The organism is Actinokineospora sp. UTMC 2448 (assembly GCF_024760565.1).
Taxonomy (GTDB): Bacteria; Actinomycetota; Actinomycetes; order Mycobacteriales; family Pseudonocardiaceae; genus Actinokineospora; species Actinokineospora fastidiosa.
Window position 1 is genome coordinate 1,426,052 of sequence record NZ_CP031087.1, and the last position, 18,878, is coordinate 1,444,929.

The following is an 18,878-nucleotide window of genomic DNA, read 5'->3' on the forward strand; positions in this document are numbered from 1 at the left end:
GACATGTGTGTCTGTTTCCGGTGTACCTCAGGCCTGTGTGCTTTGCCTGGGTGTCCATGTCAGACGCATCGGGGTTGCGTGGTGGTTGTTTCAGATGGTCACGGCATTTGGGCAGATCTGGCCAGACCGCAGTGGGATGATGTGGGCATCTGAGCGCAAGTTCAGATGGTCGCATCATTCGGATGGCGTGATCATATGATCCCGCCATCTGAAATGGGGTGCGGGAAGAGGCAGGGGTGGGGCTAGGCGGGGGTTTGGGTGGGGGAGTGGGGGGAGTGGCCTAGCCAGGTGAGGATCGCCTCGGTGTGGGCGCCGGGGGCGGGGACGGGCTGGGGGGTCCAGTCCCAGGCGTCGGCGTCGACCGGAGGGCGGAGCATGGGGACCTCGCCGCCGGGGACCGGGATGGTCGTCCAGCGGGCGCGGGCCTGGAGTTGGGGGTGCTCAGGCAGGTCGGCGACGTCGCGGGTGCGGGCAGCCGGGACATCGGCGGCGTCCAGCGCCTCCAGCAGGGCGTCCGCGGACACCGTGTCGAAGTACGGTTGGAGTTCGGCGTGCAGGGACTCCCGGTGCGCCACCCGGTCGGCGACCGTGCGGTACGTCGGGTGGTCGGCAAGGTCCGAACGGCCTACCACCGCGCACAACCGGCGCCACTGGCCGTCGTTCTGGACCGCCAGATGGATCGACCCGTCGCGGCACGGGAAAGGGCCGTACGGGGCGATGGTGGGATGGTGCGCGCCCGCCCGCACGGGGGACCGCCCCATGCCCAGCGCGTACAGGACTGGCTGGTGCATCCACTCCGCCAAGGCTTCCATCAGGGTCAGCCGCAGCGTGGCGCCCTCGCCGGTGCGGCCGCGTCTGAGCAGGGCAGCCAGGATCGCCGCGTGCAGTTGCACCCCGGCGGCGATGTCGGCCACCGAGATCCCCGCCCGCGCCGTCTCCGGGCCCGTGCCGGTCGCCGCGATGAGGCCCGTCTCCGACTGGATCAGGGCGTCGAACGCCTTGCGGTCGCGGTAGGGACCACCCTCCCCATACGACGACAGCTCCGCCACCACGAGCCCCGGGTGCCGCGCGCGCAACGTCTCCGCGTCCAGCCCGAGCCTGCGGGCCGCGCCCGGGGACAGGTTGCACGTCACCACGTCCGCGCGCGCCACCAGGTCGGCGATCACCGCCTTGCCCGCCGGGTCCTTGAGGTCCAGCGCCAGCGACTCCTTGCCCACGTTCGTCCACGCGAAGTAGCTCGACACCTCGCCGCACGCGGGGTCGTAGTGGCGGGCGAAGTCGCCGCCGTCGGGACGCTCCACTTTGATCACCCGCGCGCCGAGGTCGGCCAGCAGCCGGGTCGCGTACGGCACGGCGACGGCCTGTTCGAGGCTCACCACCAGCACCCCGTCCAGCGGCCTCACGCTACCCGCTCCGGTCGCGTGTAGACGTTCATCGACGAGCCGCGCAGGAAGCCGATGAGCGTGATCCCCTGCTCCTCGGCCAACTCCACCGCCAGCGACGACGGCGCCGACACCGCCGCCAGCACCGGGACGCCCGCCATCGCCGCCTTCTGGACCAGCTCGAAGGACGCGCGCCCGGACATCATCAGCACCGTCCCCGCCAGCGGCACCAGGTCGCGCAGCAGCGCCCAGCCGAGCACTTTGTCGACGGCGTTGTGCCTGCCCACGTCCTCCCGCACGGCCAACGCCTCGCCGGTCGCGGTGAACAGGCCCGCGGCGTGCAGGCCGCCGGTCGCGGCGAACACCTTCTGGCCCGCCCGCAGCGCGTCCGGCAGGCCCGTCAGGACGGACACGGGCACGGCGGCCGGGTCGTCGGCGGGGGAGTGGCGGGTGCGCAGCCGCACCGCGTCGAGCGCGGCCTTCCCGCACACCCCGCAGGACGACGTCGTGTAGAAGTTGCGCTCGACCCCCGGGTCCGGCGGCGCGACGCCCGGAGCCAGGGCGATGTCCAGGACGTTGTAGGTGTTGCGGCCCTCGTCGTCGACGCCGTCGCAGTAGCGGGCCAGCGCGACGTCGCCCCGGTCGGCCACGACGCCCTCGGTGAGCAGGAACCCGTGCGCGAGCTCGACGTCCTGCCCCGGCGTGCGCATCGTGACCGCCAGCGGCCTGCCGCCCACGCGCAGCTCCAGCGGCTCCTCGGCGGCCAGCGCGTCCGGCACGCGGGTGCGCCCGGACGCGTCCACGCGCAGCACCGGCCTGCGCACCGTCACCCGTCCCATGCCGTCCAGCCTACGGACCGCCGCCCCCGGCGGACCGGGGGCGGCGGCGGGGAGCGCTAGATCTGCTCCCAGAGGGCGGGCGTGTTGGGCGGCTCCCAGCCGGGCATCGACGTGTGCGGCTGGATGACCCGGTAGGACGCGCCGCCGTAGGTGACCTGCGCGCCGCTGCCGTAGTAGGTGTACGGCGCCCACGTGCCGCCCGGCGGGACGGTCGTGGTGGTGCTGGTCGGCGGGCTGGTCGGGCGGGTGGTGGTCGTGGTGGGCGGGTTGTTGCCCGTCGTCACCAGGCGCAGGTTGTAGACCTGCAGGATCTCGGTGAGGGGCTGGAAGTAGATCGTGCCGCCGGTCTGGCAGTTGCCGGAGCCGCCGGAGGTGACGCCCTGGGCCTGGTCGCCGGTCAGCCACGAGCCGCCGGAGTCGCCGGGCTCGGCGCAGGCGTTCGTGCGGGTCAGACCGTAGATGGTGCCCTCGGGGTAGGTGACGGAGGCGTTCTTCTGCTGGATGGTGCCGCAGCGCCAGCCCGTGGTGGAGCCGGAGCGGCACACGGACGCGCCGACCGGTGCCTCCTGGGAACCGGCGACCGGGACGGTGCCGGGGTAGCGGTTGACCAGCGCGCGCGGGGTGTTGCCCGCGTCGACGCGCACCCAGGCGTAGTCGTTGCCCGGGAAGCTGGAGCCCTGCACCGACCCGTTCGGGCTGGTGGTGCGGGTGCCCGTCCGGCCGCAGTGGCCCGCGGTGACGAATCCGCCCTCGACGGAGAAGCCGACCGAGCAGCGGCCCTGGCCGAAGTAGTACGCGTTGCCGCCGATGACGTCGATCATCGGCTTCGGGTCCTCGGTGCTGGTCTCGAAGGCCAGGATCGAGCTGCCCAGACCCGCCTTGGCCGCCCACGCCTTGGCCGCGGCCTCACCGCCGGGGTTGGCGAGCACGACGACCCGGTTGGCCTTCACGTCGACGTACCAGCCGGGCACCTTGGCAGGCGCCTTCGCGGCGGCGACGTCGAGCTTGGTCTTCGCCGACTCCAAAGTGGACGCGCTGTGCCGGACGGTGGCGGGGACCGCGCCGTGCGCCCGGACCGCGTCGGCGAGCGCGGCGTCGGTGACCGCGACGGTGAGCGTGTGCCCGGTGCTGTCCAACCAGGATCCGGCGTAGGCCGAGCCCAGGCGCGCCTTGAGGGTGATGTCGGTCTGTCCGGCGACCTTCTCCGCGGCCATCCGGTCCACGGCTTGCTCCTCGGTGATGCCCAGGTCGCGCGCCATGGCGGTCACCATCGCCGGGTCGGTCGCGTCCGCCGCGTTCGCGCTGGAGCCGAGGGCGATCGCGGTGACGAGCCCCGATGCCGTTACCGCCGTTGTCACGGCGGCGATCAATCTGCGGTTCATGTCCGCTCTCCTCGTTGCAGGGTGAGGTGGCAACGACGGTAAGCGGGCATTCGGCCGGATTGGTACATACCAATAGGGCATAGCAAGGCCGCAGCCCCCGACGCCTGCGTCTCGTCGGGGGCTGCGGGGCCCGGGCACCCCTGCGCGGTGTCCGGACCGGATGGGCGGCTAGACGCGCTGCCAGAGCGCCGGGACGTTCGGCGGCTCCCAGCCGGGCAGCGAGGTGTGGGCCTGCAGGGCCCGGTACGAAGCGCCGCCGTAGGTCACCTGCGACCCGATCGAGTAGCTGGTGTACGGCGCCCAGGTCCCGCCGGGCGGGTTGTTGTCGCCGCTGGTCGTCGTCGTGGTGGTCGTCGGCGGGTTGTTGTCACCCGAGGTCAGCAACCGCAGGTTGTAGACGGACAGGATCTCCAGCAGCGGCTGGAAGTAGAACGTGCCGCCGGAGGTGCAGTTGCCCGAACCGCCGGAGGTGACGCCCTGGGCCTGGTCGCCCGCCAGCCACGAACCACCGGAGTCGCCGGGCTGCGCGCACGCGCTGGTGCGGGTCAGGCCGGACACCGAGCCCTGCGGGTAGTTCACCGTGGCGTTCTTCTGCTGGATGGTGCCGCAGCGCCAGCCCGTGGTCGCACCGGAACGGCAGACCGCAGCGCCGACCGGGGCCTCCTGCGAACCGGCCACCGGGACGGTGCCGGGGTAGCGGTTGACCAGCGGCCGCGGGGTGTTGCCCGCGTCGACGCGGACCCAGCCGTAGTCGTTGCCCGGGAAGCTGGAGCCCGCGACCACGCCGCTGGGGTTGGACGTGCGGGTGCCGGTGCCGCCGCAGTGGCCCGCGGTGACGAAGCCGCCCTGGACGGAGAAGCCGACCGAGCAGCGGCTGCCGCCGAAGCTGTAGCTGTTGCCGCCGATGACGTCGATGAACGGACGCGGGTTCTCGGCGCTGGTCCTGACCCGGGCCGCGCTGAGGCCGGCCTTGGCCGCCCACGCCTTGGCGGCGGCCTCGCCGCCCTTGTGGCTGAGCACGACGACCTCGTTGGTGGTGACGTCGACGTACCAGCCGGGAACGGTCTTCGGCGCGCTGGTCGCCTTGGCGTCCAGCTTGGCCTTGGCCGCGTCGAGCTGGGCGGCGCTGCGGGCGACGGTCTTGGGGACAGCGCCGAGGGCGCGCACCTTCTCGGCGTGCTTGCCGTCGGTGACCGCGACGGTCAGGGTCGAGCCGGTCGCGTCCATCCACGAGCCCGCGTAGCCCGAGCCCAGCAGGGTCTTGAGGGTGGCGTCGGTGGTGGCCGCCGCCTCCTCGGTGGCGAGCCTGCGCTTGGCCTGCTCCGGGCTGATCCTCAGGTCGCGGGACATGGCGGCCAGGATCGCGGACTGGGTGTCCTCGACCGTGGGGGCGGTCTGCCCCGCGGTCGCTGTCGGCGTCAGGGCGATGGCTGTGGCCAGCCCCGCCGCCGTGATGGCCGCCGTAGCGGCGGCGATGATCTTACGATTCATTATCCGCTCTCTCCTCGAGGGCGTGCAGGGTGGAATCGGCTCTGACGGTAGGAGGCGGATCCCCCATATTGGTACATACCAATCAGGTCATACCGCCGATCATGGCAAGGTGCTATGCATGGACAACACCCCCGCTCCCGGCGGCGTCGTTCCCCGCCGCCGCGTCCTGGTCACCGGCGCGTCCGGCGGCATCGGCGCGGCCATCGCGCACGCCTTCGCCGGGCTCGGCGACCGGGTCGCCGTGCACTACAACACCGCCCGCGACAAAGCACGAAAGGTCTACGACGAACTGCCCGGCGACGGCCACGCGCTCGTCGGCGCGGACCTGGCCGACCCCGACGTCATCGTCGAGGAGACGGTCGCCGCCCTCGGCGGCGTCGACGTGCTGGTCAACAACGCCGCCTTCCAGGGCGGGCCGCACCCGCCGTCGGTGTCCTTTGCGGACTGGCAGAGCGCGTGGCGGGAGACCTTCGAGGTCAACGTCTTCGGCGCGGCGAACCTGACGCACCGCGTCGCGGCCAGGATGATCGAGCAGGGCGCGGGCGGGCGGATCGTCAACGTCGGCTCGCGCGGCGCGTTCCGCGGCGAGCCCGACCACCCGGCCTACGGCGCGAGCAAGGCGGCGTTGCACGCGATGGGCCAGTCGCTGGCGGTCGCGCTGGCCCCGCACCGGATCGCGGTGACGACGGTCGCGCCCGGTTTCGTGCGCACCGACCGGGTGGAGCACCGGCTGCGCGGCGAGGCCGGGCTGGCCATCGCCGCGCAGAGCCCGTTCGAGCGGGTCGCCCAGCCCAGCGAGGTCGCCGCCGCGGTGGTCTACCTGGCATCGCGCGAGGCTATGTGGGCATCGGGCGCGATCCTGGACCTCAACGGGGCGTCGTACCTGCGGACATAGCACTAGGGTCTGATTTGTGCGCTATGACGTGATCGTGGTCGGCGGCGGCCACAACGGCCTGGTGGCCGCCGCGTACCTCGCCAGGGCCGGGCGGTCGGTGCTGGTGCTCGAACGGCTCCCGCATCCCGGCGGGGCCGCGGTCAGCGCGAGCCCCTTCCCCGGGGTCCGGCTGTCGCGGTACTCCTACCTGGTCAGCCTGCTGCCCGACCGGATCGTCGCCGACCTCGGCCTGCGCCTGGACCTGCGGTCCCGCCCAGTGGCGTCCTACACCCCCTACGAGCGCGACGGCCGTTTCGGCGGGCTGTTGGTCGAGCGCGAGCCCGGTCCCGCCACCGAGGCGTCGTTCCACGAGCTGACCGGCTCCCACGCGGAGTACACCCGGTGGTGTGACTTCTACGCTGAGGTCGACGGGCTGGCGAAAGCGCTTGCCCCCACGCTGCTGGGCCCGCTGCCCTCCCGGGCGCGGCTGCGCGACCGGGTCGGCGACCGGACCTGGACGCGGTTCTTCGAGCAGCCCCTCGGCGACATCGTCACCGAGGCGTTCACCGACGACCTCGTGCGCGGCGTGGTCGCCACCGACGGGCTCATCGGCACATTCACGTCATTGTTCGATGGCGGTCTGGCCGCCAACCGGTGTTTCCTGTACCACGTGATCGGAAACGGCACCGGCGAGTGGCGGGTCCCGGTCGGCGGCATGGGCGCGGTGACCGCCGAGCTGCTGCGCGCCGCGCGCGAGGCGGGCGCGGAGGTGCTGACCGACGCCGAGGTGGTGCGGGTGGACGCGGACGGCGTGCGCGCCGAGGTCGAGTACCGGCACGGGGACGCCGAGCACGTCGTCGGAGCCGGGCACGTGCTGGCCAACGTCGCGCCCGCGGTGCTCGACCGGCTGCGCGGCCGCGAGTCCGCCGCGCCGGTCGGCGCGCAGCTCAAGGTCAACGTCCTGCTCGACCGGCTGCCCCGGCTGCGCTCCGGCGCTGACCCCCGGGTGGCGTTCGCGGGCACGTTCCACCTGGACGAGTCGTTGGAAGAGCTGGAAAGCGCGTTCTGGACGGCGGCCGCGGGCGCGCTGCCCCGGCGGCCGCCGGGGGAGACGTACTGCCACACGTTGACCGATCCATCCATTGTGGACGGCGATCGGCACACGCTGACCCTGTTCGGACTGCACCTGCCGACGGCGCTTTTCACCGAGGACAACCGCGGGGTGTGCGGGGAACTGGTCGACCGCTTCGCCGAGGGCTTCGACCGGCACCTGGCCGAGCCGCTGCTGGACTGCGTGGCCCGCGACGCCGACGGCGCGCCCTGCGTCGAGGCCCGCACGCCGCTGGACATCGAGGCCGACCTGGCCATGCCCGGCGGCAACATCTTCCACGGCGACCTCTCCTGGCCCTACGGCGATGACTGGGGCGACGGCGCGGAATGGGGCGTGGAGACCGACACGGCGAACCTGCTCGTCTGCGGCAGCGGGGCGCGGCGCGGCGGCGGGGTGAGCGGCATCGGCGGCCACAACGCCGCGATGGCGGTGTTGGCCGGATGAGCGTCGCGGCCCGGATCGCCCTCGGCTACTTCGTGGTGGTGTGCGTGGTCGTGGCGGTCGTGGCCATCATCCACGCCACGCACAGCGGGCCCGACGCGTCGCTGGCGGCGGTGTGGGCGATCGCCGCGGCCCTGCCCGGGTCGCTGGTCGTGGGCGCGCTGCCGGACATCGGCGTGGTCGGCGAGTTCCTGCTGCTCGTCGTGGTCGCGCTGGTGCAGGCCGGGCTGCTGTACGCGGTGATCCGCGCGTTCGGCAGGAGATAGCGGCAGGCGCCGGGGCGCGGCGCCTGCCGTCCGGGTCACGCGGCGAGCGCGGCCTTGACGTCGGCCAGGCTCGGGTTGGTGAGCGCCTTGCCGTTGGGGAAGTGCAGCGTGGGAACGGTCTGGTTGCCGCCGTTCACGCTCATCACGAAGTCGGCCGCCGACGGGTCGCGCTCGATGTCGACCTCGACGTACTCGATGCCCTCGCGCTCCAGCAGCGTCTTGAGCCTGCGGCAGTAGCCGCACCAGGTGGTCGAGTACATGGTCAGCGTGGTGGGCGCGGTCATCGAGGGCTCCTCCAGTGGGGACGTGGTATCGCTATCAACGCATACCAGGGCGCGAAGATGCCCGGGCGGCGTGCGCTGCCGGTCACAGCGCACGGGACGAGAGACCCGGCCGCTACGTGCGCGGCTCCAGGCGGACGACCAGCGACTTCGACGTCGGCGTGTTCGAGACCTCGGCGGTCGAATCCAGCGGGACCAGGTTGTTGGCCTCCGGGAAGTACGTGGCGGCGCAGCCGCGGGCGGTCGGGTACGCCACCACCCGGAACCGCTCGGCCCGGCGCTCGCGGTCGGCGTACTCGCTGATTAGGTCGACCAGGGCGCCGTCGTCGATCGACAGGGCGGCGAGGTCGTCGGGGTTGACGAACACGACGCGCCTGCCGTCCTTGACGCCGCGGTAGCGGTCGTCCATGCCGTAGATCGTGGTGTTGTACTGGTCGTGGCTGCGGAGGGTCTGCAGCAGCAGCCTGCCGGGCGGCACCTCCAGCACGGTCAGCTCGTTCGCCGTGAACAGCGCCTTGCCGCTCTCGGTCCCGCGGAACTCGCGGGCGTCGCGGGGCGCGTGCGGCAGGACGAAGCCGTCCGGGGTCCGGACTCGGGTGTTGTAGTCCGCGCAGCCGGGCACGACGTTGGCGATGTGGTCGCGGACGCGGTCGTAGTCCTCGACGAACCGCGCCCACGGCACCGGGTGGTCGGGACCGAACAGGGCCTGCGCGAGCCCGCAGATGATGGCCACCTCCGAGCGCAGGTGGGGGCTCGCGGGGTCGAGTCGGCCGCGGGAGCGGTGGACCACCGACATCGAGTCCTCGACGGTGACGAACTGCTCGCCGCTGGCCTGCTTGTCGCGTTCCGTGCGGCCCAGGGTCGGCAGGATCAGCGCGGTGCGGCCGGGAACGACGTGCGAGCGGTTCAGCTTCGTCGACACCTGCACGGTCAGTTCGCACTGGCGCAGAGCCGCCTCGGTGACCTCGGTGTCGGGGGTGGCCGCGGCGAAGTTGCCGCCGACGGCCATGAACACCTTGGCCTTGCCGTCCCGCATCGCCCGGATGGCCTCGACGGTGTCGTAGCCGTGCTTGCGGGGCACGGGCACGCCGAACTCCGACTCCAGCGCGGACAGGAACGCCTCGGGCATCTTCTCCCAGATGCCCATGGTCCGGTCGCCCTGCACGTTGGAGTGCCCGCGCACCGGGCACAGGCCCGCGCCCGGCTTGCCGATCATGCCGCGGACCAGCACGACGTTGGCGATCTCGCGGATGGTCGCCACGGCGTGCCGGTGCTGGGTCAGGCCCATCGCCCAGCACACGATCATGCGCTTGGAGTCGGCGACCATGCTGGCGAACTTCTCGATCTCACCGTGGGTAAGCCCGGTGGCGGCGAATACCGCGTCCCAGTCGAGCGCGCGCACGTGCTCGGCGTAGCGGTCGAAGTCGACGGTGCTGCGCTCGACGAACGCCCGGTCGACGACCGTGCCGGGGCGCGCGTCCTCCCAGCGCAGCAGCAGGTTGCCGACGGCCTGGAACAGCGCCTGGTCGCCCGCGAGGCGGATCTGCAGGAACTGGTCGGCCAGCGGCGTGCCCCGGCCGACGACGCCGCGGACGTTCTGCGGGTTCTTGAACCGCAGCAGCCCGGCCTCCGGCAGCGGGTTCACCGCCACGATCTTCGCGCCGTTGCCCTTGGCCGCCTCCAGCGCGGAGAGCATGCGCGGGTGGTTGGTGCCCGGGTTCTGCCCGACGACCACGATCAGGTCGGCCTGTTCGAGGTCGGCCAGCGTCACCGAGCCCTTGCCGATGCCGGTGGTCTGGGCGAGCGCGGCCCCGGAGGACTCGTGGCACATGTTGCTGCAGTCGGGCAGGTTGTTCGTGCCGTAGGAGCGCACGAGCAGCTGGTAGAGGAACGCGGCCTCGTTGCTGGTGCGGCCGGAGGTGTAGAAGACGGCCTCGTCCGGAGTGGACAGAGCGCGCAGGTGCTCGGCGATGAGCGCGAACGCCGCGTCCCACCCGATCGGCTCGTAGTGCGTGCCCCTGAGCACCATCGGCTCGGTGAGCCTGCCCTGCTGCCCGAGCCAGTAGTCGGTGCGCTCGGCCAGCTCGGCGACGGAGTGGCTGGCGAAGAACTCGCGCCCGACGCGGCGCAGCGTCGCCTCCTCGGCGACGGCCTTGGCGCCGTTCTCGCAGAACTCGACGGCCTTGCGGTGCTCGCCCCGCCCCTCCGGCCACGCGCACCCCGGGCAGTCGAACCCGTCCCGCTGGTTGATCACCCGCAGCGTCCGCGCCGTGCGCGCGACCCCCATCTGCGCCACGCTGTGCCTGAGCGTGGCCGCCACGCCGGGGATGCCCGCGGCGAAGGTCTTGGGCTCGCCGGTGGCCAGCTCGTCCTCGGTGACATCGGTGTGGGGAGCCTCGCGTGCCATTGCCCCATCCTGCGCCACCGCAGGCCCGGATGCGAGGAGGGACCCCATGTCGGACGCGCTGGAGGAGTGGGCGGCCGCGACCGCCGACGGCAGCGCGCTGGGACCGGCCGCCGAGGCGTATGAGCGAATGCAGCGCCTCTGGGCGGTCGAACTGGCCGCGCGCGCTGAGCTGGAGGAGCGTTGACGCAGGTCACGGCGCTGCGCCGGTTCTGGCGGTTGCGCGGGGTCGTGGGCGAGGTGCGGTCCGCGCCCGCGGGTGATCCTGCGCGCATCCTGGCCATGGCGCAGGCGTACCGGCGGGCCGACGAGCTCGGCGGGGCGGAGTTCCGGCGGGCGGCCGCGGGGCTGGCGGAGTACGCGGCCGTGCTCGCCGCCGCCCAGGCCGAGCACGCGGGGCTGCGGGCGGCGTTCCGCGCCGTTCCCCCGCTGCTCCGGGTCGGCGCGGTCGGTCGGCTGGTCAGGGGGTGCGTCCAGGCCCACACCGCCGCCTCCGGGGCGGCCGATCTGTTCGCGCGGCGGTGCGGGGACCTGGCGGGGCGGGCGCGGATCGCGGTGGGGGTCGAGGCCGGGCTGCCGGTGGCGGAGGCCGCCGAGCTGGCATCGGCGGCCGCCCGCGGGTACGACTCCGGCGTGCTCGGCCTGCGGCACCTGCGCTTGGCAGGGGAGCGCCTGGCCGGGTCCGCCGAGGCCAGGGCGCTGCTCGACCGCGCCGCGTCCGATCTCGAACGCGCGTGGCTGGTCAAGGCCATGGCCGCGGGCGACACGGGGCTGGCGGAGTTCGCCGCAGCCATTCGGGGCCGTCCGGCGGACTGGCTGGCCGAGCGGCTGACCCTGGTCGACCGGCACGCGCCCGGGACGCAGTCGCGGCTGGGCGCCGCGGTCCGCCAGCACGAGCCGACGACGTGCGGGACGACCTGCCTGATCGTCGCCCGCGCCGAGTGGGACCCGCGCTACGCCCTGGCCCTCACCTCGGCCGAGTTCGCCACCGCGTTCCGGGCGGCCCGCGCCGCCGTCCACGCCGAGACGAACCGCTGGTACCCGCGGTTCGCGGGCACCTCACCGCACGGCATGGCCCGCTGGCTGACCCGCCACCTCGGCGTGCGCCACCGCTGGCGCGCCGTGGACGACACCGACGCCCGCGACGTGTCCCGCGCCCTGCGGGACGTGCTCGCCGCCGTCGACGCTGGCGACCCGGTGCCGGTGCTGGTGGGCGCGGTCGTGCCCCGGCACTACGTGCTGGTCGTCGGCCACCACGACGGCTCCGTCCTGGTGTTCGAGCCGTCGGCCGGGCGCACGGTCGTCGTCCCAGACCGGGCCTTCCTCGACGGCGACCTGCGCGGCGCGCTCGGCTTCCCGCACCTGCAGGCCGTGGTGCTGCCCGACGATCAGGCCGGGCAGCCGCTCTCGGCCGGGATGTCGGCCGACGGGTCGAAGTAGGAGCCGCGGTCCTGGCGCGCGCCGGGCAGCCGGGTGACCGACGTGTCGCGGAAGGCGGGGGCGAGGAAGCCCTTCTTGTACCAGTCGCAGGCGATCGAGTAGCCGAACCCGCCGACGTGGCCGTACCAGAGGCCCTTGCTGCCCTCGCTCCACCGCGGGCCCTTGCGCATGATGTAGTCCACCTCGGCCCGCACCAGGACGATCGCGTCCATCGGGTCGGCCGTCGGCTCGTCGGACTCGAAGGCGTAGGCGAACAGGTAGTTCGTGTGGATCACCAGCTCGCCGGTGCCGCCCGCGGAGACGGTCATGGCGCCGGTGACCTTGGGGGCGACGGCGAGCAGCGGGGTGTCCGGGGCGATCAGGCTGACCAGCGCCTGCGCCTGCGGCTCCTGCCCGGTGCCGAACAGCGGGGCGAGCTGCTTGCGGGCGTCCTCGGCCAGCAGGGTGAGGTAACCGCTGGGGTCGTGGCCGACGAGCATGGCGCGGTCAATGCGGCTGGCGATGATGGCGCGGCGGACCAGGGCGGTCGCCTCGGCCACCTCCTCGGCGGAGAACTCGCCCACCTGCATCGCGTCGGGCACGGTGACCCCGTCGGCCCCGTCGGTCCACGCCGCCGCCGGGGTCCCGGCGAACGGGGCCGTCGGGTCGAGGGTCTGCGCGACGGCGCCGCTGGGCCCGGTGGACGGGCGCTCGGCCCCGGGCCGCTCGCTGTCGAACATGCCGACGCCGACCAGCAGCATGAGCACCGCCACGATGGCCACGAGCACGGTCGCGGTGACCAGCCACCGCTCGGCCCTGCGGCGGCGGGTGGCGCGCACCATCGCGCGGACGTCGGCCCGTGCGGCCTCCCGCACGCGGCTGCGCCACTCGGCGTCCTGCAGCGCGGCGTGGTCGCCGTAGTCCCGATGGTCCACGAGCCCCCCAAGGGCGCCGGGCGGTCTTCACCGCCCGCTCGATGTCGTTCCTGCTCTGGTGTCCACGACATCGATGCTGCCGACCTCGGTGTTAACAGATCATCCGGGGGACACCGCCGATCGTGCGACGAGCGGCAGGCTTGCCCGGACCAACGGTCACCCGGGCCCGCTTGTCGAGATCGGCGACGACCGCGCGGCCCCATCCCGCTGGGCCGTTCGGCCTCAGTCGACGGTGGGGCCGCCGCGTCCCCCGTCCGGCGGTAGCGCCACGTCCACCAGGGTGGCGGGCCCTTCCCGCAGCGTGACCTCGGCGGATCCGGCCGCGGCGCGCAGGTCGGCGACCGCGGGCGAGAGCGCGGCGATGAAGTCGGCCGGACCGGTCACGGCGAGCCGGGCCACGGGCGCGCGCATCGACACCTTCGCCCGCGTCTTCGCCCCGCGCACCTCGGCGAGCACCGCGCCCGCGGCCGCCAGCGCCCCGGAGTCGCGCCGCCCGCCGGGGGTCGGCCAGGCCGCGGTGTGCACGGAGCCGGACCGCCACCACGACCACGTCTCCTCCGCGGCGAACGGCAGGAACGGCGCGAACAGCCGCTGCAGCACGTCCAGCGCGGCCCGCAGCGCCGCCCGCGCCGACTCCGCCCCCGGCAGGTCCCCGTACGCGCGGTCCTTCACCAGCTCCAGGTAGTCGTCGCACCAGGTCCAGAAGAACCGCTCGACGCGCTCCAGCGCGTCGGTGTGGCGGTAGTCGGCCAGGGCGGCGGTCGCCTCGGCCACCACCTCATCGAGCGCGCCGAGCATCGCCGTGTCCAGCGGCTCGGTGACCGGCCCGTCCGCGGCGGGGAAGCCGAGCACGAACCGGCTGGCGTTGAGCAGCTTCGTGGCGAGCCTGCGGCCCACGCGCATCCGCCCCTCGTCCACGGCGGTGTCCGTGCCCGGGCGCCCGCCCGCCGCCCAGTAGCGCACCGCGTCGGCGCCGTAGCGGTCCAGCAGCTCGTCGGGGCCGAGCCCGTTGCCGGAGCTCTTGCCCATCTTCTGCCGCTGCGGGTCGAGCACCCAGCCGGAGATGGCCGCCGTGCGCCAGGGCAGCGCGCCGGTCTCCAGCTCGGCCCGCAGGATCGTGCTGAACAGCCAGGTGCGGATGATCTCGTGCGCCTGGGGGCGCAGGTCCATGGGATAGGTCTTGGCGAACAGGTCCGTGCCGTACCCGCACACCAGCAGCGGCGAGAGCGACGAGGTCGCCCAGGTGTCCATCACGTCCGGGTCCGCGGTGAAGCCGCCGGGCACGTCGCGCTGGTCGTCGCGGTAGCCGGGCGGCGTCTCGCTCGCCGGGTCGCACGGGAGCGCCTCGGGGATCAGCGGGTGCTCGTAGTCGGGCTCGCCCGCGTCGTCGAGCGGGTACCACAGCGGGAACGGCACGCCGAAGAAGCGCTGCCTGCTGATCAGCCAGTCGCCCGCCAGGCCCGACACCCAGTTCTCGTAGCGGACCCGCATGGACTCCGGCTGCCAGCGCAGCTCCCGGCCGCGGGCCAGCAGCGTCTCCCGGTGCTCGGTCGACCGGATGAACCACTGCCTGCTGGACACGATCTCCAGCGGGCGGTCGCCCTTCTCGTAGTGCTTCACCGGGCGCGTCACCGGCCGGGGCTCCAGGCCCAGCAGCTCCACGACCCGCTCACGCGCCTTGCCCACGGTCAGCCCGGCCAGCTCGGCGTACGGCCCCGGCGCCACGCCGGGCGGGGGATCGGGGCGCAGCCGCCCGTCGCGGCCGACCACGGTGTGCGCGGGCAGGCCGAGTTCACGCCACCAGGTGACGTCGGTCAGGTCGCCGAAGGTGCAGCACATCACCAGGCCGCTGCCGCGCCCGGGATCGGCGGCCGGGTGGGCGAGCACGGGCACCTCCGCGCCGAACAGCGGGGTGCGGGCGGTGGTCCCGATCAGCGCCCGGTGCCGGTCGTCGTCGGGATGGGCGATCAGGGCCACGCAGGCGGGCAGCAGCTCGGGGCGGGTCGTCTCCACCGCGGCCGGGCCGTCGGCGGTGTCGAAGTGGAGGGTGTGCCACGCGCCGGGCGTGTCCCGGTCGACCAGCTCGGCCTGCGCCACGGCGGTGCCGAAGGTGGTGTCCCACAGCGTCGGGGCCTCGGCCTGGTAGGCATGACCGGCCTTGAGCAGCCGCAGGAACGACGCCTGCGACAGCTCGCGGGCCTTCGCGCCGATCGTGGTGTACGTGCGGGACCAGTCCACCGACAGGCCGAGCCGCCGCCACAGCGCCTCGTAGGCCTTCTCGTCCTCCCCGGTCAGCCGCTCGCACAGCTCCACGAAGTTGCGCCGGGACACCGGGCGGGTCCGCTTCCCCTTCACCGGCTCCAGGCCCGGCTCGTACGGCAGCGACGGGTCGCACCGCACGCCGTAGTGCAGCTGCACGCGCCGCTCGGTCGGCAGGCCGTTGTCGTCCCATCCCATCGGGTAGAACACGTCCATGCCGCGCATCCGCTGGAAGCGGGCGACCACATCGGTGTGCGTGTAGGAGAACACGTGCCCCACGTGCAGCCTGCCGCTCACCGTCGGCGGCGGGGTGTCGATGGAGAAGACCGACTCGCGGGGTCCGTCGCCGCGGAAGCGGTAGACGCCGGACTCGGCCCAGCGTCGCGCCCAGATCCGGTCGAGTCCGTCGAGGGAAGGTCGCTCCATGCACAGACGGTAGTCGTCCGGCCGTGCCCGCCTCCACCGGTTTTCCTGGGCCTTCGTAGACTCATCGACCGTGACCGAGACCCCCGCTCAGCAGACCACCGACCTTCCGCAGGCCTGGGAGCCCGCCGCGGTAGAGGCGGAGCTGTACCAGGGCTGGGTAGACGCCGGGTACTTCACCGCCGACCCGGACAGCGACAAGCCGCCTTTCTGCATCGTGCTGCCGCCGCCGAACGTCACCGGCAGCCTGCACATGGGACACGCCCTCAACCACACGGTGATGGACGCGCTCACCCGGCGTCGCCGGATGCAGGGGCACGAGGCGCTGTGGCTGCCCGGGATGGACCACGCGGGCATCGCCACCCAGAACGTCGTCGAGCGCCAGCTCGCCTCCGAGGGGCTGTCCCGGCACGACCTCGGCCGGGAGAAGTTCATCGCCCGGGTCTGGGAGTGGAAGGCCGAGTACGGCGGCAGGATCCTCGACCAGATGCGGCGCCTCGGCGACGGCATCGACTGGACGCGCGAGCGGTTCACGATGGACGACGGCCTCTCCCGGGCCGTCCAGACGATCTTCAAGAAGCTCTACGACGACGGCCTGATCTACCGGGCCGAGCGGATCATCAACTGGTGCCCGCGCTGCCGCACCGCGCTGTCGGACATCGAGGTCGAGCACTCCGACGACGACGGCGAGCTGGTGTCCATCCGGTACGGATCGGGCGCGGACTCCATCGTCGTGGCCACCACCCGCGCGGAGACGATGCTGGGCGACACCGCGGTGGCGGTGCACCCCGACGACGAGCGCTACCGGCACCTGATCGGCACCGAGGTCGAGCTGCCGCTGACCGGCCGCCGCATCCCGATCGTCGCCGACGCCCACGTCGACCCCGAGTTCGGCACCGGCGCGGTCAAGGTCACCCCGGCGCACGACCCCAACGACTTCGAGATCGGCCGCAGGCACGACCTGCCCGCGATCACGGTCATGGACGAGACCGGCGTGATCACCGCGCACGGCCCGTTCGAGGGCCTGGACCGCTTCGAGGCCCGGCCCGCCGTCGTCGCCGCGCTGCGCGCCGAGGGCCGGATCGTGGCGGAGAAGCGGCCGTACGTGCACGCCGTGGGCCACTGCTCGCGCTGCGACACCGTCGTCGAGCCCCGGCTGTCGCTGCAGTGGTGGGTCAAGGTCGAGCCGCTGGCCCGCGCCGCTGGCGACGCCGTCCGCGACGGCCGCACCAAGGTCCACCCGCCGGAGTTGGCCAAGCGCTACTTCGACTGGGTCGACAACATGCACGACTGGACCATCAGCCGCCAGCTGTGGTGGGGCCACCGCATCCCGGTCTGGTACGGCCCCGACGGCGAGACGGTCTGCGTCGGCCCGGATGAGCAGCCGCCCGCGGGCTGGACGCAGGACCCGGACGTCCTCGACACCTGGTTCTCCTCGGCGCTGTGGCCGTTCTCCACCCTGGGCTGGCCGGAGAAGACCGCCGACCTCGGTCGGTTCTACCCGACCTCGGTGCTGTCCACCGGCTACGACATCCTGTTCTTCTGGGTCGCCCGGATGATGATGTTCGGGCTGTACGCGATGGACGGCGTCCAGCCGTTCGACCACGTGTACCTGCACGGCCTCATCCGGGACGCGCAGGGCAAGAAGATGTCGAAGTCGCGCGGCAACGTCATCGACCCGCTGGACTGGCTGGACCGCTACGGCGCCGACGCCTGCCGCTTCACCCTGGCCCGCGGCGCCAACCCCGGCAGCGACATGGCCCTGGCCGAGGAGTGGGCGGCGGGCTCCCGCAACTTCAACACCAAGCTGTGGAACGCCACCCGCTTCGCGTTGATGAACGGCGCCACCACGGCGACGCCCGTGCCCGACCGCGCCGAGCTGACCGACGCCGACCGCTGGATCCTCGACGGCCTCGACGCCCTCGTGTCCGAAGTGGACGAGCTGTTCGACGGCTTCCAGTTCGCCAAGCTCTGCGACGCGCTGTACCACTACACGTGGGACGAGTTCTGCGACTGGTACCTGGAGCTGGCCAAGGTCCAGATCGCCGCGGGCGGCGCGCGCGCCGACGCCACCCGGGCTGTGCTGGGCCACGTGCTGGATGTGCTGCTGCGCCTGCTGCACCCGGTGATCCCGTTCATCACCGAGGTCCTGTGGAAGGCGGTGACGGGCGGGGAGTCGGTCGTGATCGCCACCTGGCCGTCGGCTTCGGGGTCGTCGGCGGACTCGTCGGCGCGGACGCGGATCGAGGGCGTGCAGAAGCTGGTGACCGAGATCCGCCGGTTCCGCGCCGACCAGGGCGTCAAGCCCGGCCAGCGGGTGACCGCCCGACTGTCCGGAGTGGACGAGGCAGACCTGTCCGACCACGCCGCGGCGATCGCGGCCCTGGCCCGCCTGCAGTCGCCCGCCGCGGAGTTCGCCGCGAGCGCGTCCCTGGAGGTCGCCCTGCCCGGCGGGACGGTCGCGGTCGAACTGGACCTCTCCGGCACCGTGGACGTCGGCGCGGAGCGCAAGCGCCTCACGAAGGACCTGACGGCCGCCGAGAAGGAACTCGCCCAGTGCGAGGCCAAGCTCGGCAACCCCAAGTTCACCGACAAGGCCCCGGACGACGTCGTCGCCAAGGTCCGCACCCGCCGTGACACGGCAGCGGCCGACATCGAGCGCATCAAGGCCCGGTTGGCGGCGCTGCCCGCGGGCTAGCCCCCTCGATCCGGACCGGCGTTGGGTCCGCCGGTCCGGATCGAGGTCAGGCAGGGTGACACCGATCTGGGCGGGTTGGCTGCTTCACCGTTCCGGATCGGGTTCAGGCCGGGCTGATGCGGACAAGCCACCGCTCGGTGCCCGGCGGGACGGCGTCTTCGCCCGACAGCATGGCTATCTCCCGCACCTCGGCCGCCCCCGCGCGAAGCCCCTCGGCCCTGACCCTGCCGCCCTTGGGCAGCGGCACGTGTCCGAAGCCTTCGTGGAACTCGAAGAAGTCCTCGGCCACCGTGAGCAGTCTGTCCTCGGGCCACGGCAACTCCAGCACGTACCGCTCCTCCCAGGATTGGTCGGGTTCGGCCGGTGAATCCGACCAGACCTGCAGGGTGAGCTCCACGACCAGATCACCAGCGGCGGTGTGCGCGAAGACCTCACCGCTCCCCGTGGACTCGAACGGCGGCTGCCCGACCGGGTCATAGAACACCTGGGACACGCCGAAGGCCAGGGTGCCGTGGTGCACCGAAACCGAATGGGTGGCCGTGTGCAGGAGAGCCATGCATCGATTCTGACGAGATTGCCGGGCCGCACATCCGCATTCGGGGCAGGGACCTCTCTATGCCGCTGCCCAACGCCTCCGGCCGACCCACACGGGTGGACGCTGGTGTCGGCGCGT

15 protein-coding genes are annotated in these 18,878 nt (G+C 73.0%); 6 read left to right on the forward strand and 9 right to left on the reverse strand.

Annotation, left to right across the window (positions count from 1 at the left end; genetic code table 11):
- Positions 1-242 precede the first annotated feature (242 nt).
- The 4 genes from Actkin_RS06720 to Actkin_RS06735 form a co-directional block, all read right to left on the reverse strand.
- Positions 243-1,403, reverse strand: coding sequence for a CaiB/BaiF CoA transferase family protein (locus tag Actkin_RS06720; protein ID WP_258906392.1), 1,161 nt, complete (start codon positions 1,401-1,403; stop codon positions 243-245).
- On the reverse strand, positions 1,400-2,221 hold the full coding sequence (fdhD, locus tag Actkin_RS06725; RefSeq protein ID WP_258906393.1) for a formate dehydrogenase accessory sulfurtransferase FdhD: 822 nt from the start codon (positions 2,219-2,221) through the stop codon (positions 1,400-1,402). The genes Actkin_RS06720 and fdhD overlap by 4 nt, the downstream gene beginning before the upstream one ends.
- 56 nt (positions 2,222-2,277) lie before the next feature.
- Entirely contained in the window at positions 2,278-3,603 is a 1,326-nt protein-coding gene (locus Actkin_RS06730) for an alpha-lytic protease prodomain-containing protein (protein ID WP_258906394.1), read from the reverse strand.
- Positions 3,604-3,771: 168 nt separating this feature from the next.
- Positions 3,772-5,094 (reverse strand): alpha-lytic protease prodomain-containing protein, encoded by a 1,323-nt coding sequence (locus Actkin_RS06735; protein ID WP_258906395.1) that lies wholly within the window; start codon positions 5,092-5,094, stop codon positions 3,772-3,774.
- A 118-nt stretch (positions 5,095-5,212) separates the two neighbouring features.
- Between Actkin_RS06735 and Actkin_RS06740 the strand changes: the two genes are divergently transcribed.
- The 3 genes from Actkin_RS06740 to Actkin_RS06750 are packed head-to-tail and all read left to right on the forward strand — an operon-like array spanning position 5,213 to position 7,786.
- Entirely contained in the window at positions 5,213-5,989 is a 777-nt protein-coding gene (locus Actkin_RS06740; protein WP_258906396.1) for an SDR family NAD(P)-dependent oxidoreductase, read from the forward strand.
- Positions 5,990-6,005: 16 nt separating this feature from the next.
- Positions 6,006-7,523 carry a phytoene desaturase family protein gene (locus Actkin_RS06745; RefSeq protein WP_258906397.1) on the forward strand — a complete coding sequence of 506 codons (1,518 nt, stop codon included), beginning with the start codon at positions 6,006-6,008 and terminating at the stop codon, positions 7,521-7,523.
- On the forward strand, positions 7,520-7,786 hold the full coding sequence (locus tag Actkin_RS06750; protein WP_189212148.1) for an SCO4225 family membrane protein: 267 nt from the start codon (positions 7,520-7,522) through the stop codon (positions 7,784-7,786). Before Actkin_RS06745 ends, Actkin_RS06750 begins: the two co-directional genes overlap by 4 nt.
- 35 nt (positions 7,787-7,821) lie before the next feature.
- Here Actkin_RS06750 and Actkin_RS06755 read toward each other — a convergent pair whose 3' ends face one another.
- The gene (locus Actkin_RS06755; protein ID WP_189212147.1) at positions 7,822-8,070 is read right to left on the reverse strand and encodes a mycoredoxin; all 249 of its coding nucleotides are present in this window, start codon (positions 8,068-8,070) and stop codon (positions 7,822-7,824) included.
- Positions 8,071-8,182: 112 nt separating this feature from the next.
- Positions 8,183-10,474, reverse strand: a complete 2,292-nt coding sequence (locus Actkin_RS06760) for an FdhF/YdeP family oxidoreductase (protein WP_258906398.1) — start codon at positions 10,472-10,474, stop codon at positions 8,183-8,185.
- A 46-nt stretch (positions 10,475-10,520) separates the two neighbouring features.
- Between Actkin_RS06760 and Actkin_RS06765 the strand changes: the two genes are divergently transcribed.
- Positions 10,521-10,658: a hypothetical protein gene (locus tag Actkin_RS06765; protein WP_189212145.1), complete on the forward strand. Its 138-nt coding sequence runs from the start codon at positions 10,521-10,523 to the stop codon at positions 10,656-10,658.
- Positions 10,655-11,911, forward strand: coding sequence for a cysteine peptidase family C39 domain-containing protein (locus Actkin_RS06770; RefSeq protein WP_258906399.1), 1,257 nt, complete (start codon positions 10,655-10,657; stop codon positions 11,909-11,911). The genes Actkin_RS06765 and Actkin_RS06770 overlap by 4 nt, the downstream gene beginning before the upstream one ends.
- Here Actkin_RS06770 and Actkin_RS06775 read toward each other — a convergent pair.
- Together Actkin_RS06775 and valS are read right to left on the reverse strand one after the other, a co-directional pair.
- Complete coding sequence (locus Actkin_RS06775; RefSeq protein WP_189212143.1) at positions 11,860-12,825, reverse strand: hypothetical protein; 966 nt, start codon at positions 12,823-12,825, stop codon at positions 11,860-11,862. The genes Actkin_RS06770 and Actkin_RS06775 overlap by 52 nt on opposite strands.
- Before the next feature lie 222 nt (positions 12,826-13,047).
- A complete protein-coding gene (valS, locus tag Actkin_RS06780) occupies positions 13,048-15,510 on the reverse strand; it encodes a valine--tRNA ligase (protein ID WP_258906400.1) in 2,463 nt (820 codons plus the stop codon).
- Positions 15,511-15,580: 70 nt separating this feature from the next.
- Between valS and Actkin_RS06785 the strand changes: the two genes are divergently transcribed.
- On the forward strand, positions 15,581-18,205 hold the full coding sequence (locus Actkin_RS06785) for a valine--tRNA ligase (RefSeq protein ID WP_258906401.1): 2,625 nt from the start codon (positions 15,581-15,583) through the stop codon (positions 18,203-18,205).
- Between the two features lie 103 nt (positions 18,206-18,308).
- Here the strand turns inward: Actkin_RS06785 and Actkin_RS06790 are convergent, their stop codons facing one another.
- Entirely contained in the window at positions 18,309-18,761 is a 453-nt protein-coding gene (locus tag Actkin_RS06790) for a hypothetical protein (RefSeq protein WP_258906402.1), read from the reverse strand.
- Positions 18,762-18,878: the final 117 nt, after the last annotated feature.

What these genes read in the sequence shown, in the direction of transcription:
- Actkin_RS06735 (WP_258906395.1), bottom strand. Translation starts at nt 5,094, where the DNA reads ATGAATCGTAAGATCATCGCCGCCGCTACGGCGGCCATCACGGCGGCG.
- Actkin_RS06740 (WP_258906396.1), top strand. Translation starts at nt 5,213, where the DNA reads ATGGACAACACCCCCGCTCCCGGCGGCGTCGTTCCCCGCCGCCGCGTC.
- Actkin_RS06750 (WP_189212148.1), top strand. Translation starts at nt 7,520, where the DNA reads ATGAGCGTCGCGGCCCGGATCGCCCTCGGCTACTTCGTGGTGGTGTGC.
- valS (WP_258906400.1), bottom strand. Translation starts at nt 15,510, where the DNA reads ATGGAGCGACCTTCCCTCGACGGACTCGACCGGATCTGGGCGCGACGC.
- Actkin_RS06730 (WP_258906394.1), bottom strand. Translation starts at nt 3,603, where the DNA reads ATGAACCGCAGATTGATCGCCGCCGTGACAACGGCGGTAACGGCATCG.
- fdhD (WP_258906393.1), bottom strand. Translation starts at nt 2,221, where the DNA reads ATGGGACGGGTGACGGTGCGCAGGCCGGTGCTGCGCGTGGACGCGTCC.
- Actkin_RS06760 (WP_258906398.1), bottom strand. Translation starts at nt 10,474, where the DNA reads ATGGCACGCGAGGCTCCCCACACCGATGTCACCGAGGACGAGCTGGCC.
- Actkin_RS06755 (WP_189212147.1), bottom strand. Translation starts at nt 8,070, where the DNA reads ATGACCGCGCCCACCACGCTGACCATGTACTCGACCACCTGGTGCGGC.
- Actkin_RS06790 (WP_258906402.1), bottom strand. Translation starts at nt 18,761, where the DNA reads ATGGCTCTCCTGCACACGGCCACCCATTCGGTTTCGGTGCACCACGGC.
- Actkin_RS06765 (WP_189212145.1), top strand. Translation starts at nt 10,521, where the DNA reads ATGTCGGACGCGCTGGAGGAGTGGGCGGCCGCGACCGCCGACGGCAGC.